The organism is Streptomyces atratus (genome assembly GCF_040655115.1).
Lineage (GTDB): Bacteria > Actinomycetota > Actinomycetes > Streptomycetales > Streptomycetaceae > Streptomyces > Streptomyces atratus_D.
In genome coordinates this window covers 34,695-49,222 of sequence record NZ_JBFAJH010000042.1, presented here as the reverse complement: position 1 = coordinate 49,222, position 14,528 = coordinate 34,695, and the positions used below count along the sequence as shown (strand labels likewise).

The 14,528-nt window shown below is 68.3% G+C and carries 12 protein-coding genes; 3 read left to right on the top strand and 9 right to left on the bottom strand.

The genetic code is table 11. The features are described from left to right. Positions 1–28: 28 nt before the first annotated feature. The 4 genes from AB0I23_RS31515 to AB0I23_RS31500 all read right to left on the bottom strand — a co-directional run bounded on the left by AB0I23_RS31515 (position 29) and on the right by AB0I23_RS31500 (position 4,565). Positions 29–196, bottom strand: coding sequence for a hypothetical protein (locus tag AB0I23_RS31515; protein WP_359114424.1), 168 nt, complete (start codon positions 194–196; stop codon positions 29–31). A 279-nt stretch (positions 197–475) separates the two neighbouring features. Continuing rightward, a complete protein-coding gene (locus AB0I23_RS31510; protein WP_359114422.1) occupies positions 476–1,171 on the bottom strand; it encodes an HNH endonuclease in 696 nt (231 codons plus the stop codon). Positions 1,172–1,375: 204 nt separating this feature from the next. Beyond that, positions 1,376–2,524, bottom strand: coding sequence for a hypothetical protein (locus AB0I23_RS31505; protein WP_359114420.1), 1,149 nt, complete (start codon positions 2,522–2,524; stop codon positions 1,376–1,378). A 511-nt stretch (positions 2,525–3,035) separates the two neighbouring features. Further along, complete coding sequence (locus tag AB0I23_RS31500) at positions 3,036–4,565, bottom strand: helix-turn-helix domain-containing protein (protein WP_359114418.1); 1,530 nt, start codon at positions 4,563–4,565, stop codon at positions 3,036–3,038. A 708-nt stretch (positions 4,566–5,273) separates the two neighbouring features. Here AB0I23_RS31500 and AB0I23_RS31495 point away from each other — a divergent pair. Continuing rightward, positions 5,274–6,143: a COG4705 family protein gene (locus AB0I23_RS31495; protein WP_359114416.1), complete on the top strand. Its 870-nt coding sequence runs from the start codon at positions 5,274–5,276 to the stop codon at positions 6,141–6,143. Positions 6,144–6,463: 320 nt separating this feature from the next. Continuing rightward, entirely contained in the window at positions 6,464–9,190 is a 2,727-nt protein-coding gene (gene acnA / locus AB0I23_RS31490; RefSeq protein WP_359114414.1) for an aconitate hydratase AcnA, read from the top strand. A 55-nt stretch (positions 9,191–9,245) separates the two neighbouring features. Here the strand turns inward: acnA and AB0I23_RS31485 are convergent, their stop codons facing one another. Genes AB0I23_RS31485 through AB0I23_RS31475 form a run of 3 tightly spaced genes read right to left on the bottom strand, consistent with a single transcriptional unit; the run spans position 9,246 to position 12,969 of the window. After that, positions 9,246–11,162 carry an FUSC family protein gene (locus AB0I23_RS31485; protein ID WP_359114413.1) on the bottom strand — a complete coding sequence of 639 codons (1,917 nt, stop codon included), beginning with the start codon at positions 11,160–11,162 and terminating at the stop codon, positions 9,246–9,248. Beyond that, complete coding sequence (locus AB0I23_RS31480) at positions 11,159–11,581, bottom strand: hypothetical protein (protein ID WP_359114411.1); 423 nt, start codon at positions 11,579–11,581, stop codon at positions 11,159–11,161. Before AB0I23_RS31480 ends, AB0I23_RS31485 begins: the two co-directional genes overlap by 4 nt. Further along, the gene (locus AB0I23_RS31475) at positions 11,578–12,969 is read right to left on the bottom strand and encodes an MFS transporter (protein WP_359114409.1); all 1,392 of its coding nucleotides are present in this window, start codon (positions 12,967–12,969) and stop codon (positions 11,578–11,580) included. The genes AB0I23_RS31480 and AB0I23_RS31475 overlap by 4 nt, the downstream gene beginning before the upstream one ends. Positions 12,970–13,084: 115 nt before the next feature. On the opposite strand from AB0I23_RS31475, the gene AB0I23_RS31470 reads away from it, so the two are divergent. Next, on the top strand, positions 13,085–13,645 hold the full coding sequence (locus tag AB0I23_RS31470; protein WP_359114407.1) for a TetR/AcrR family transcriptional regulator: 561 nt from the start codon (positions 13,085–13,087) through the stop codon (positions 13,643–13,645). Positions 13,646–13,780: 135 nt separating this feature from the next. Here the strand turns inward: AB0I23_RS31470 and AB0I23_RS31465 are convergent, their stop codons facing one another. Next, positions 13,781–13,987: a DUF397 domain-containing protein gene (locus AB0I23_RS31465; protein WP_359114405.1), complete on the bottom strand. Its 207-nt coding sequence runs from the start codon at positions 13,985–13,987 to the stop codon at positions 13,781–13,783. Then, positions 13,971–14,474: a DUF5753 domain-containing protein gene (locus AB0I23_RS41795; RefSeq protein ID WP_436847029.1), complete on the bottom strand. Its 504-nt coding sequence runs from the start codon at positions 14,472–14,474 to the stop codon at positions 13,971–13,973. The genes AB0I23_RS31465 and AB0I23_RS41795 overlap by 17 nt, the downstream gene beginning before the upstream one ends. Positions 14,475–14,528: the final 54 nt, after the last annotated feature.

The window sequence follows — 14,528 nt, the reverse complement described above, 5'->3', positions numbered from 1 at the left end:
GGCGGCTGGTCGTGGTTTCGGCGGCCGGTTACGGCCGCAGGTGGGTGAACAAGCCTCGCTCGGTCTCGGTGAGAATGCCCTGCTCGACCAGGAGCTTGAGCTTGGCTCGGATGCCCTCGGTGTGCTTGGGCAGGTCCATCGCCTCGCAGAGGCCCCGGGCCCGAAGCGGTCCGCTGGCCCGGGCGAACACGGCCATGATCTGCGCGGGGGGCTGGATGTTCCGGCAGTGCCGGGGCCACCGATGGCGGTTCCTCGGGCAGTTCTAGGAGCGTCTTGCGGGTGATCTTGATGCGCTCGGCGACCTGGTCGAGTTCGCCCAGCAGCGCGGTCAGCTCCCGCACCCCGGGCTCAAGTTACCCCACAGGGCAAGCCCGCACCCCCGTTTCCTGCTTCTGGTAGCGCTGCTCATCAGAGAGGAGGATGGCAGCGCCCGGTGTGGTGGTGAGATTGTGCAAGCCTTCATTGGCCTGCACGACTACGCCGTTTCCTCGCGCTCGCGCTCCCGGTTGGCGAGGTACTCACGGATAAGCCGACCGAGCACATCGCCCTCATGGGCGCGCTCGTTGAAGACGGCCCGTTTGAAGGCGGCACGCTCCTCAGGCTCCAGGAAAGCCACCAAACGCTTTGCCTTCGGATGCCGGTATCCGCAGCAGATCAGGCGGGTGCAGACGCTCTGCGAGGAGTCGAGCTTGGGTGTCCGCCAGGGGTAGTGCGGGTACCTGCGTAGCTCCGCCTTGCAACGATCGAGGATCTTGAACAGCTCGGGCTTGTTCCGGTGCTTCTCGTGCCCGTAGTGGAGTGAGAACCACTCACGGCGGTCCGTGTCAGCTATCTCTCGCTGCACGCGTTCCACACGCCTCGTGATGCCGGCGTAGACCTCGGGGCGCATGGCTCGGGTTGCGAAGCCCGCCTTCGGGTACCTGTGGTGCAGGTCCATGTCGACTACCCAACGCTTAGAGCTGCGGCCCTTCTTCCAGCGGTTGCAGTCCTCGCAGGCCGGAACGAAGTTCCACCAAACGTCCGCTCCCTCGTTGGCGATGGGCTCCTCATGGTCGATCGTTTCTGCCGCGGAACGGCCGCAGTAGACGCACAACCCCCGATGCGCCGTCAGGACCATCAGCCACTGCCAGGTCTTCTGCTTCCCTCTCTCGCCGCGACGGACCGCCTCCATTACAGCCCCCTTCCCCTCGCTTCGGTCGATCAAGGGCGAGCGTAGGAGGAGGGACTGACAACGCAGGACGGAGACTCCCCCCGGCCTGATCCGGCATCTCAGACCGAGGTACGAGCCTCCGCGAGAGGATTGGGCAACATCCCGTCCCCTCTCAGTGTTCGTGTAGAACTCCTTTGCCGCCTGACTGGCCTGCCATCCAGGTCGTCACCGTTTCCTGTAGGCGAGGAGCCGCGCACTATAGTCCGGCTCGTCGTCGCCGTCCGGTTCATCGTCGCCGTCGGGCTCGTAATCCTCGTCTGGTTCGAACTCGCTGTAGTATTCCTCGGGCGAAACGTCCAGGTCGACGTCGCCTCCAAGGGGTACGACCAGCAGGTGAAGCTCCCCCAGCTCGAGGCGAAGGTCGCAGACAAAGCACCGAAAGATGTGGGGTGTCAGCATGACAGCCCACCTCACTTCATCCACGGAGTCGTGCCCCATCAACGAGCCCCGTGACGAGCACGCAGGACAGGCCGCTGACGCGGAGTACTCGCCGATGAACCCCGGAGTGGTCACACGAGCAACGGTGGTCAGCACGAGCTCCCGATCTCTCTCGTTTATGTGCCCATACCGCTCCGCGAAGACGCGCCGGGCTCTGGCAAGCTTGCCCTCCAGCCGAACACGAGCAGCTTCCATTCCCTCGCCGAGCAGCTTGTCGTACAGCGCCTTGTAGTCACCCCAGTAGTCGGGCCCAATCGCAAGCTCAACAAGCAGCTGATCGATCACCTTAATGCAGTCGGTGAAGACCACGTTCACCTCTGCACGATCGTGGTACCCGCAGTGGGCAACGCCATTGCGTGCATCAGCAAGCGGCCAGACCTTGGGCTTCGGGGGGATCTTGCCCTTCAAGATCTTCTGCACTCGGTCATACGCCTCACCGAGCTGGATCGTCTTGACCTGTGACCCCCGAACCTGAAGGAGTGCGCCATGCCCCGTGGCGTAGAGCATCGAATTGAAGTCCTTGCCGTCGACTATCAGCGTCGGGTGCAGACTGACGAGGAACGCCTTCAGTAGATGCTCGGTGGCTACACCTGCGTGATGGACCGCCATGTCTTCCGAGGACGGTCCATCAGAGAAGGCCGCGAATGCGGCGGTCATCCACTTGCGCGAGGAACTCGCGAGTCGTTCTGCGTCCATATGCATGAGTTGGACAGTAGTGGTCGATGCCCGGCGCGGGGCAGCGATTATGGAACCGGCGAGGGTCTGGGTGATGTCGTTGACGTCCGCCGCGATGGTGATGACCTTGAGCGGGGTGCCCTTGCTGTCGCAGATCAGGTAGCGGTCCCCCTTTTTCGCGCGGATGTGGGAGCCGTCCACGCACGCGCGCGACCAGTCGAGATCGCCGGCCGCGTTCAGTCTGGCTACTGAACTTGAACTCGTGATGTCGGCTCAGGGTCTCGCCGTGCCGCCAGGACGGCTGCTCTACGATCCCGTGCTTGCCAACCGTGAGGCGACGATCTCCACGAAGTGCTGCAAGACGGCGAACGGCAGCGTCTGCGTCTCGTCGAAGAAGACCTCTGACCGCGCCCGCTGTGGCTTGCCGGGTCATCGATGTGGGTGCCGATGGTCGACCAGACGCGGTCGGCGTGACACGACCGACATCGGACGTTGCGAGGCCACTTCGGCGACAACCCTCCGTAAAGGCTGACGGATACTCAGAGATCTCTGACGTATCGTCAGCCAATCAAGATCATCTTGCACGTGCGTTGCACAAGGCGCTGAAAAACAGCAGTGATCAGTGGAGGGTCGTGAAGGTGAGTATCCGCAGGTCAGCTGGCACGTTGAGGTGTCGTGCCCCTTGCCTCCAAGGGGCACGACATCGTGCCGGTCAGATGTCCCGGAAGATCTCGATCTGCGCGCCCACCGAGTTGAGCCGTTCCGCCAGCTCCTCGTAACCGCGGTTGATCACATACACGTTGCGCAGTACGGAGGTCCCCTCGGCCGCCATCATCGCGAGCAGGACGACCACGGCGGGCCGCAGCGCCGGCGGGCACATCATCTCGGCCGCGCGCCACCGGGTGGGGCCCTCCACCAGGACCCGGTGCGGGTCCAGGAGTTGGAGCCGGCCGCCCAGGCGGTTGAGGTCCGTCAGGTAGATCGCGCGGTTGTCGTAGACCCAGTCGTGGATGAGGGTCTTGCCCTGCGCCGCGGCGGCGATGGCCGCGAAGAACGGCACGTTGTCGATGTTGAGACCGGGGAACGGCATCGGGTGGATCTTGTCGATCGGGGCCTCCAGCTTGGAGGGCCGGACCGTCAGATCGACCAGCCGGGTACGGCCGTTGTCCGCCGGGTACTCCGTCGTGCGGTCGCAGTCGACGCCCATCTCCTCCAGCACCGCGAGCTCGATCTCCAGGAACTCGATCGGTACCCGGCGGATCGTCAGCTCGGACTCCGTCACCACGGCGGCGGCGAGGAGGCTCATCGCCTCGACCGGGTCCTCGGAGGGGGAGTAGTCGACGTCCACGTCTATGTGCGGGACACCGTGCACGGTCAGCGTCGTCGTACCGACGCCGTCGACCCGTACGCCCAGCGCCTCCAGGAAGAAGCACAGGTCCTGGACCATGTAGTTGGACGACGCGTTGCGGATGACGGTCGTGCCGTCGTGGCGGGCGGCCGCCAGCAGCGCGTTCTCCGTCACCGTGTCGCCGCGCTCGGTCAGCACGATGGGCCTGTCCGGGGTCACCGAGTGGTCTATCCGGGCGTGGTAGAGACCCTCGGTCGCGGCTATCTCCAGGCCGAACCGGCGCAGCGCGATCATGTGCGGCTCGATGGTCCGGGTGCCGAGGTCGCAGCCGCCCGCGTACGGCAGCTTGAACTGGTCCATGCGGTGCAGCAGCGGGCCGAGGAACATGATGATGGACCGGGTCCGCCGGGCGGCGTCCGCGTCGATGGCGGCCATGTCGAGCCGGGCCGGCGGGACGATCTCCAGATCGGTCCCGTCGTTGATCCACCGGGTGCGCACACCGATGGAGTTCAGCACTTCGAGGAGGCGGTAGACCTCCTCGATCCGGGCGACCCGGCGCAGCACCGTACGGCCCTTGTTGAGCAGCGAGCCGCAGAGCAGGGCCACGCAGGCGTTCTTGCTCGTCTTGACATCGATCGAGCCGGAGAGCCGGCGTCCGCCGACGACCCGCAGATGCATCGGCCCGGCGTAGCCGAGCGACACGATCTCACTGTCGAGTGCTTCACCGATGCGGGCAATCATCTCAAGGCTGATGTTCTGATTGCCGCGCTCGATGCGGTTCACGGCGCTCTGGCTGGTGGCGAGCGCCTCCGCAAGCTGACTCTGTGTCCAGCCGCGGTGCTGACGGGCGTCACGTATGAGCTTGCCGATGCGTGCGAGGTAGTCGTCTGACATGACGCCAGGCTATCTCAGATATGAGATGAAGATCGTGCGGGGGTGTGGCGTTCGGGTGACGAGTGCAGTGAGGACAGGTGAGGGAGGGAAGGGTGGGGGATGGTGGGGGAAGTAGGTGATGCCCGGTGCCGCGGCCGCCGCGTCTCCGGTGCGCGCTACCCCATCGTCCGCCCGGTACGGCGGTCCGGCACGTGGGGTGCGTCCGTCCGGGTGGTGCGGAGTGCCGCGCGCCTCCGTCCGGGTGTCACACCGCGGACAGCGGGATTCTGCGGGTGGTGCGGCGGGTGTCGCCGAGCCGGTGCGCCTCGCCGACGCGGTGGCGCGCGACTGCGTCGTACCGCTCCGGCGCGACAGTGGTCGGGCGCGGTGCAGCCTGCCCCCGTTCCCGCCCCCGCGGTCGGCGGCGCCACCCTCACCCGCCCGGGCGATGTGCCGGGCGAGATCGGCCGGCGTCCACGACGCCGAAAACGAAGACCGGCGCCACGCCGTCGAATTCACCGAAGGCGGCACGCTCGATCTCCCTGTTCAAAGAAGTAATAAATACCTGCGGACACGGAGGGTCGCCGAGCAACGGGATGCCTCGTGCCCGCAACACTGTGCGTCCACGCATCAGCGATGTGCACGGTGCTCACTCCGGGAGAGCGGGGCGCCGATCGGCCCACCAGGAGTGAGTGATTGGCATTGGAAAAGTCTGAATTCCCTACCGACGTGAACACCGACACCATCGACGTGAACACCGACACCCATCACTATGTGATGAAGAAACTGCCGGAGGTCACCCTGGCCTTCTGGGTCATGAAGATCGCCGCGACGACGCTCGGCGAGACGGCCGGTGACCTGTTCGCCCAGACCCTCGCACTCGGCTACTTCCTCACCACGGTCGCACTGTTCCTGATCTTCGTCGTCACGCTGGTCGTGCAGCTGAGGTCCACGCGCTACAACCCCTTTTTCTACTGGACCGTCATCCTGTCCACCAGCACGGCCGGCACCACGACGTCCGACTTCATGAACCGTGACGCCAGCGCCACGTACCTCTCCGGCGGGGCCACCTCGCTGGGCTGGGGGCCGCAGGGCCTGGGGCTGGGTTATCCCGCGGGAGCCGCGATCCTGATCTCCCTCCTGATCGCCATCTTCGTCATCTGGAAGTTCACCGGGCTGACGTTCTCCATCCGCGACATCGTCACCTTCCGCGGGGAGGCTCTTTTCTGGTCGGCGATTCTCGTCTCGAACACGCTCGGCACATCCATGGGTGATTTCCTGTCCGACAGTTCCGGACTCGGCTATGGGGGTGGCGCACTTCTCGTCACCGGGCTGCTCGCGGGGCTCCTCGCACTCATGCGGGTGCCTGCCGTGCCGAACGTCCTGCTGTTCTGGATCGCGTTCGTGCTCACGCGCCCCCTCGGGGCCACGGTCGGCGACTTCCTCACCAAGCCTGTCGCCAAGGGGGGCCTCGACCTCGGCACGGCGGGCTCGTCGGCCGCGCTCCTCGCGCTCCTCCTCGGTCTCGTGGCCTGTGCCCATGTGCGGGAACGGAGGAACGCCGTGCCGCGCGGCGAGGTCCTGGCCGAGAACTCCTAGCACGGTCGGGGGCCGACTCGGGCGGTATCCGTGCGGTGCCGACGGGAGGACTGTCACGCGGCAGTGCCGTGCCGGGGAGGCCGGTGTGGGAGCGGACGGCATCGCACGGGCAGCCGTGCATGACCCTTCCGCGGTGATGTACTAGAGTTATCTCGACATCGAGATATCTGCCGAAGGTGCACCGCGCCGCCGAAGGGTAAGGGTTACCTAACCAAGCCTTACCTCAGCGGATGGTCGAGGAGCCGTAGGCGGCACCACGCGGCGCCCGCCGTAATGAGGCGCGGCGCGGTGGTACGCGCACATTGATGAAGGAGACTGTCGTGTCGGCGAACAGCTTCGACGCCCGCAGCACGCTGCGCGTGGGCGACGAGTCGTACGAGATCTTCAAGCTGGACAAGGTCGAGGGCTCCGCGCGCCTCCCTTACAGCCTGAAGGTGCTGCTGGAGAACCTGCTCCGCACCGAGGACGGCGCGAACATCACCGCCGACCACATCCGGGCACTGGGTGGCTGGGACTCCCAGGCCCAGCCCAGCCAGGAGATCCAGTTCACGCCGGCCCGCGTGATCATGCAGGACTTCACCGGTGTTCCGTGTGTTGTGGACCTCGCCACCATGCGTGAGGCGGTGAAGGAGCTCGGCGGCGACCCGGCGAAGATCAACCCCCTCGCGCCGGCCGAGCTGGTCATCGACCACTCCGTCATCGCGGACAAGTTCGGCACCAACGACGCGTTCGCGCAGAACGTCGAGCTGGAGTACGGCCGGAACAAGGAGCGCTACCAGTTCCTGCGCTGGGGCCAGACCGCCTTCGACGAGTTCAAGGTCGTCCCCCCGGGCACCGGCATCGTCCACCAGGTCAACATCGAGCACCTGGCCCGTACGGTCATGGTCCGGGGTGGCCAGGCGTACCCCGACACCCTCGTCGGCACCGACTCGCACACCACCATGGTCAACGGCCTCGGCGTGCTGGGCTGGGGCGTCGGCGGTATCGAGGCCGAGGCCGCGATGCTCGGCCAGCCGGTCTCCATGCTCATCCCGCGCGTCGTCGGCTTCAAGCTGACCGGCGAGCTGCCCACCGGCACCACCGCCACCGACCTCGTGCTGACCATCACCGAGATGCTCCGCAAGCACGGCGTCGTCGGCAAGTTCGTCGAGTTCTACGGTGAGGGCGTCGCCGCCACCTCCCTCGCGAACCGCGCCACCATCGGCAACATGTCGCCGGAGTTCGGCTCCACCGCCGCGATCTTCCCGATCGACGACGAGACGCTGAAGTACCTGCGTCTGACCGGTCGTGACGAGCAGCAGGTCGCGCTCGTCGAGGCGTACGCCAAGGAGCAGGGCCTCTGGCTGGACCCGGCCGCCGAGCCGGACTTCTCCGAGAAGATGGAGCTCGACCTCTCCACGGTCGTCCCCTCCATCGCCGGCCCGAAGCGCCCGCAGGACCGCATCGTCCTCGCCAACGCCTCGCAGCAGTTCGCGCAGGACGTCCGCAACTACGTCTCCGAGGACGAGGAGTCCGGCAAGGAGTCCTTCCCGGCCTCCGACTCGCCGGCCTCCTCCAACGGTGTGCCGTCGCGTCCGACCACGGTCACGGCCCCCGACGGCACGACGTACGAGATCGACCACGGCGCCGTCACCGTCGCCGCGATCACGTCCTGCACCAACACCTCGAACCCGTACGTCATGGTCGCCGCGGCGCTCGTGGCCAAGAAGGCGGTCGAGAAGGGTCTGACTCGCAAGCCGTGGGTCAAGACCACGCTCGCCCCGGGTTCCAAGGTCGTCACCGATTACTTCGACAAGGCGGGCCTGACCCCGTACCTCGACAAGGTCGGCTTCAACCTCGTCGGCTACGGCTGCACCACCTGCATCGGCAACTCCGGCCCGCTGCCGGAGGAGGTCTCCAAGGCGGTCAACGAGCACGACCTGGCCGTGACCTCGGTGCTCTCCGGCAACCGTAACTTCGAGGGCCGGATCAACCCCGACGTCAAGATGAACTACCTGGCGTCCCCGCCGCTGGTCGTCGCGTACGCCATCGCCGGTTCGATGAAGGTCGACATCACCAAGGACGCCCTGGGTATCGACCAGGACGGCAAGCCGGTCTACCTCGCGGACATCTGGCCCTCCGAGGCCGAGGTCAACGACGTCGTCGCCAACTCCATCGGCGAGGACATGTTCAACAAGTCCTACAAGGACGTCTTCGCGGGCGACGCCCAGTGGCAGGCGCTGTCGATCCCGACCGGCAACACCTTCGAGTGGGACCCGCAGTCCACCTACGTACGGAAGCCCCCGTACTTCGAGGGCATGACGATGGAGACCACCCCGGTCGCCGACATCACCGGCGCGCGCGTGCTGGCGAAGCTGGGCGACTCGGTCACCACCGACCACATCTCCCCGGCCGGTGCGATCAAGGCCGACACCCCGGCCGGCACGTACCTGACGGAGCACGGCGTCGAGCGCCGCGACTTCAACTCGTACGGCTCGCGCCGCGGTAACCACGAGGTCATGATTCGCGGCACGTTCGCGAACATCCGCCTGCGCAACCAGATCGCCCCGGGCACCGAGGGTGGCTACACCCGCGACTTCACCCGGGCTGCGTCTGCGGGCGATGCCCCCGTGTCGTTCATCTACGACGCCTCGCAGAACTACCAGGCCGCCGGCGTCCCGCTGGTCATCCTGGCGGGCAAGGAGTACGGCTCCGGCTCGTCCCGCGACTGGGCCGCCAAGGGCACCGCGCTCCTCGGCGTCAAGGCCGTCATCGCCGAGTCGTACGAGCGCATCCACCGCTCGAACCTCATCGGCATGGGCGTCCTCCCGCTCCAGTTCCCGGAGGGCGCGACCGCCGAGGCCCTCGGCCTCACCGGCGAGGAGACCTTCTCCTTCACCGGCGTGACCGAGCTGAACAACGGCACCACGCCGCGCACGGTGAAGGTCTCCACCGACACCGGTGTGGAGTTCGACGCGGTCGTCCGCATCGACACCCCCGGTGAGGCGGATTACTACCGCAACGGCGGCATCATGCAGTACGTGCTCCGCAGCCTGATCCGCAAGTAAGGTCCGGCAGCAGAAGAAGGGCCGCATCCCGGTGACGGGGTGCGGCCCTTCGGCGTCACGCGGCGGTGGTGAGCGTGTGAATGCCGTGCAACTGCGTCATGACGTCCCGCAGCGAGCGGCAGTTGCGCGGCCCCGCACCCGGCGCGGGCCGCGTCGCGCCGTGACCGTCCTCCAATGCGTCGGCCGCCGCCGACAGCGCACTCGTCACCTGCTCCACCTCGGCGGGCGACGGCCGGGGCACGCCGTGCTCGACCCGCAGCGCGCACACGGTCGCCGCGTCGACGATCAGTTCGGCGGAGGCCGTCACGGCCGCCCAGTCGTGCTTCTTCCCGCCGTACGGGCCCGGCAGTTCGGCCGCCGCCGTCTCGGCCGCCGCGCGTGCCTCGGCAAGCGCGCGGTACGCGGCGTTCCGTAGGGCCAGCCCCTCTGCGCCCGACCTGCGCGGATCGTGCGCCCCTCCCGGTCCTGCCAGCACATGGCGCAGATACCGCTCCGTGCAGCGCAGGGTGACCGCGCATCGGTGACCCACTCGCACCCGGGGATCGGTCAGCCGGGGAAGGTGCCCGACGAGCAGCACGATGACGCAGGCCAGTGTGGTCTCCAGCAGCCGGGCGGGCGCGGCCTCCGTGTCACCTGCCGTGCGGACGAAGGAGAGCACGAGCACCGTGATCACGGCCGTCTGCAGACCGAAGTGCCGGACGGAGAACGGGACCAGCGCGGCGCCCACCACGACCAGCGCCACCGTGGCCGGAGCGCCGAGTCCGCCGAGAACCGTGGTGCACAACAGGAACACCAGGACTCCGGCGACCGTGCCCGCGAACCGGTTCACCACCCGGGAGAACAACGGTCCCATGTCCGGCTTCACCAGGAACGCGGCGGTGGCCGGCAGCCAGTACCAGTGGACCTCGTGCAGCATCAGGGCGACCGCACCGGTGACCGCGACACAGAGCGCCACCCGCAGCCCGTACTCCCGCCCCGCCGACGACAGCATGCTCCGCCAGGAACGGGACGGCGCGGCGGTGGTCCGCGCACCCGGGGCGGCAGCGCCGTTCAGCGTACGGTCGAAGACGACGGCGGCCTCCAGCAGCGCACGGTCGAACGCCGCCCGTTCGACCGAGTCCGACACCGGGCTCGGCAACAACCCCGCGGGACCGCCGGTCCGAACGGCGGCAGCCAGCCGGCGGGGGCCGTCGGCGACCTCGCCGGGGACGGCCCGCCCCTCCCACAGCAGCGCGATGCTCGCCTCGCACAGCGCGACCGCCGCGCCGAAGCGTTCGGCGAGCGGATGGCCCGCCGTACCGCCCCGGACGGTCCGCCGGCCGGGCCAGGGCAGCAGCCGCATCAGTCGCAGCGCCTCGTCCGCCTGCTGCTGCGCGGCGACCATCCTGCGGCGCGCAGCGGCGGCATGCGGTCCGCCGAGCGCGTGGAGTGCGTCCGCCAGGGCGTCGAAGACAGCGGCGACCGCCTCGTGCTCGCCGCTCGACCGTGCGGGCCCGCCGTGTCCGGGCACCCGCAGGACCAGCCGCAACAGCAGCAGCCAACTCGCGCCGGAGAGGAAGCAGACGGCCTTGAACCAGGCCGGCCCCGGCATCGGCATCCCCATGCCGATCGCGGTGGTGACCAGCATCTGGAGGGCCGCCGCCGACCACACCGCGCCCATCGCGCTCAGCGCACCGGAGACCCACCCGACCAGGAAGAGCACGGGCACCGCCGCCCAGCGCCCGGCACTGTCGGCGACCACGGCCCCGACCAGCAGCCCGAGCGATCCGGCTACGGCGGGCGACCCGATGGCCACCATCCCCTTGCGCCGGGTCCCCGGACGGTCGTTGACCCCGGCGAGCATCGCACCGAGCGCCGCGAGGACCCCCGGTCCCGGATGCCCCGTGGCGATACCGGCACCGAGCAGCGGCCCCGCCCCGAGCGCGCCGCGCACCATCGCGGTCCGGGGGACAGGGGCCGCACGCCGGCTCACGACGTGGGTGAGCCAGGCGGGCGCGGGCCGCCGGCCGGACCGGATACCTCCACGAGCCGGGACATGCACGGCTGACCTCCTCGTACACCGGCCGGACACAGGTCCGGGGCTGTCGGGGCGGGCAACGGTGGCCGCATATGGAGCGACCGTAACAGGGTGATTTGTCGATCGGACTGCGATGAGGTTTCAGCGAGGTGATCAGCGCCCGGCACCGCCCGGACGATGCGTACCCCCGGCTCGGCCCACGGGTCGTAGACCTCGGGGGTCCGTGCTGCCGGTTCCGTGCGGCCGTTCACCGCGCGCGACGGGGCGAACGGGGCGTCGATGGGCGTGCGGGCCGCGGCGGCATCGAGCTCGCCCCACAGGGTGATGCAGCGGCGGTCCGGGCCGACGAGCGGATGGCCGGTGGTGGTGTTCATGCGTGAGCTCCCTCTCGCGCGACGGGTGCGGCCTTCGTCCTCGCGGCGGTCCGGGGCAGCAGCTGTACGAGACCGGCGAGCGCCAGGGCCACCAGGACCAGGTAGACCAGCCCGTGCCGGAAGGCGGTCGTCACACCGTCGGCGAGGCTGCCGTAGTAGACGATGCCGACGACGCCGACCCCGAGCGCCCCGCCCACCTGCTGCGCCGTGGTGAGTGCCCCGGCGGCGGCTCCGGCGTGCTGCGGGGCGACCCGGGACAGCACGGTGGTCATGATCGGGGCGAGCGCCAGGCCCATGCCGACGCCGTCGAGGACGAGCACCGGAACCAGCCACCCGATCGCCACGTCCTGCGCCACCAGGACGGACAGCACGCCCAGCCCCAGCGCTCTGGTCAGCCCGCCCAGCGCGATCGTCTGCCGACCGATCCGCGCGACCAGTCGCGGCGCGAGCAGGGAAGCGCCCAGATAGCCCGCGCCGATCGGCACGAAGAACAGACCGGCCTCCAGCGCGTCGAGCCCCCGCCCCTGCTGGGCGTAGAGAGCGAAGATCAGGAAGTACGCGGCCATGCCCATGGTGAAGGCCAGCGCGGTGAACAGGCCTGTGGTGAAGGCCCGTTGACGGAACAGGGCCGGGTCGATCAGCGGAGCGTCGTACCGCCGCCGTCTGCCGTACGCGACGAAGAGCGCCGCCGCGCCGGCGAACGACATCCAGGTCCACAGCGGCCAGCCCTGCTCACGCCCCTCGATCAGCGGCAGCAGCGTGGCGACCAGGGCCGAGGTGACGAGTGCGGCGCCACCGAGGTCGAGCCGGACAGCCTCCGGAGCCCGGCTCTCCGGAATCACCTTCCGGGCGACCGCCAGCACCGCGATCCCGATGGGCACATTGATCAGGAAGCAGGCCCGCCAGCCCAGGCCGAACAGATCCGCGTGGATGAGCACACCGCCGATGAGCTGCCCGAACACCGCAGCCAGTCCCATCGTCAGTGCGTAGGCGTTGATGGCCTTGAGCTGGGCGGGTCCGGTGTACGCGGTGCGGACGATCGCCAGCACCTGCGGTGAGAGCAGTGCGGCCGCGGCGCCCTGCACGACGCGGGCGGCGACCAGCGCCGCCGCGCCGGGCGCCAGACCGCAGGCGATCGAGGCGAGCGTGAAGAGCCCCATCCCGAGCATGAACATGCGGCGGCGCCCATGGATGTCGCCGAGCCGTCCGCCGAGGATCAGCCCGGAGCCGTACGCCAGGGCGTATCCGGCGACCACCCACTCGATGGCGGCGGAACCGGCGTGCAGATCGCGCTGGGTGGCCGGAATGGCCACATTCACGATGAAGAAGTCGAGGACCGTGATGAAGACACCGGTCAGTACGGCCGGCAGAGTGCCCGCACGTGGCATGGCTGTGCTCCCAGGAGGTCGGAGAGATGGATAGAACGATCGGTCTATATCGAGTGACGCCTCATAGTAGATAGACCGGTTGTTCTACCGTCAACCCCGTGCCAGAATCGGTGACGTGACGACGACGAGACCGGGACCCCGCGAACGGCTGCTGGAAGCGGCCCGCGACCTCACGTACACCCATGGCGTGCACGTGGGGGTGGACGCGATCCTCAAGCAGGCCGAGGTCGCCCGCCGCTCGCTCTACCAGCACTTCGGCGGCAAGGACGGCCTGATCGCCGCACTCCTGCGCAGTTACCCGGGCGACGCCCGCTACCGCCAGGTGATGGACGATGCCGGTGACGACCCGTGGCAGCGAATCCTCGCGGTCTTCGACGAGCTGGAGGTCGTCACCCAGCGCCCGACGTTCCGAGGCTGCCGCTACACGTCGGCGGATCTGGCCCTCAGCGATCCGGAGCACCCCGCGCACGCGGAGGTCCGCGCCTTCAAGGACGGCCTGCACGAGTTGTTCACCACCGAACTGACCCGGTACGGCCACCCGGCCCCGGGCTTCGGCGCCAATCAGCTCCTGGTCCTGATCGACGGCACCCTGGCCCACGCGGTGACCCGGCCGGACGCCCATCCGGCCCTGGCGGCGCGGGCAATGGCGGAGCTGCTGCTTGACGCAAGCGCCTGACTCACGTGGGGAGGGTGACCTTGGCCGGAAGCCCGGCGGTCAGCGGCGTACGGATCCTGGCGGTGGTGGCCCGTGCGCACACGACGACGGCGGTGCGACGGTCGGCCGGACCTCCGATGCGCCTACTGAACTGCTTCAGAACGCACGGCTCTTGACACCCGTGACGAAGGCCATCCAGCCGGTCGCGCCGAACACGAGCACCGGGCCGTCCGTGATCTTGCTGTCGCGCACGGGGACGAGGTCCGGGGCCCAGTCGGCCACCTCCACGCAGCTGCCGCCGTCCCCGTTGCTGTAGGTCGACTTGCGCCAGACGGCCGAATTCGGTTCAGGTGCGGTGCTCATCGGCTGCGTGCTCCTTCGCCGCCGATTCGATCAGGGCCAGGGACGTCTCCGGCGACAGAGCGACGGGCCTGGCCAGATCGTATGAGGATTGAAAGTCCGCCACCAGGGCGGGCTCGTCGACCAGTTGGCCCGTGTAGGAACCTTCGGTGTACACAACCGGCGGAGCATCGGTGAACTGCATGAGCGAGACCATGGTGTTCAGGAACGGATGCGCACCGGCAGAAAAGGGCAACACCTGCAGAATGATGTGCGGGTGGGTGCGTGCCATCTCGACGAGATGCATCAGCTGGTCGTGCATCGCGACGGGGCCGCCGAGGGGTACCCGGAGTGACGCCTCGTCCGGCGGCCTCGCGCAGGCGGCGTAATTCCGATCCGTAGAAGGCTCATGGGTTGGTGTACGGGTCCAGTTCCTTGGGTTGCGGCATGTGGCGGACTGTAGCCGGACACGAGGTCGCCGGACTCGGAAACGAGGTACCGGCCACCCCATCGTGGACGGTCCGGAATGCAATCGTGGATCAGCGGGTTTGCAATCGCAGCACGC

Coding starts and splice junctions, on each gene's coding strand:
- AB0I23_RS31515 (WP_359114424.1), bottom strand. CDS start 196: ATGGCCGTGTTCGCCCGGGCCAGCGGACCGCTTCGGGCCCGGGGCCTC.
- AB0I23_RS31510 (WP_359114422.1), bottom strand. CDS start 1,171: ATGGAGGCGGTCCGTCGCGGCGAGAGAGGGAAGCAGAAGACCTGGCAG.
- AB0I23_RS31500 (WP_359114418.1), bottom strand. CDS start 4,565: ATGTCAGACGACTACCTCGCACGCATCGGCAAGCTCATACGTGACGCC.
- AB0I23_RS31480 (WP_359114411.1), bottom strand. CDS start 11,581: ATGAACACCACCACCGGCCATCCGCTCGTCGGCCCGGACCGCCGCTGC.
- AB0I23_RS31475 (WP_359114409.1), bottom strand. CDS start 12,969: ATGCCACGTGCGGGCACTCTGCCGGCCGTACTGACCGGTGTCTTCATC.
- AB0I23_RS31465 (WP_359114405.1), bottom strand. CDS start 13,987: ATGAGCACCGCACCTGAACCGAATTCGGCCGTCTGGCGCAAGTCGACC.
- AB0I23_RS41795 (WP_436847029.1), bottom strand. CDS start 14,474: ATGGGGTGGCCGGTACCTCGTTTCCGAGTCCGGCGACCTCGTGTCCGG.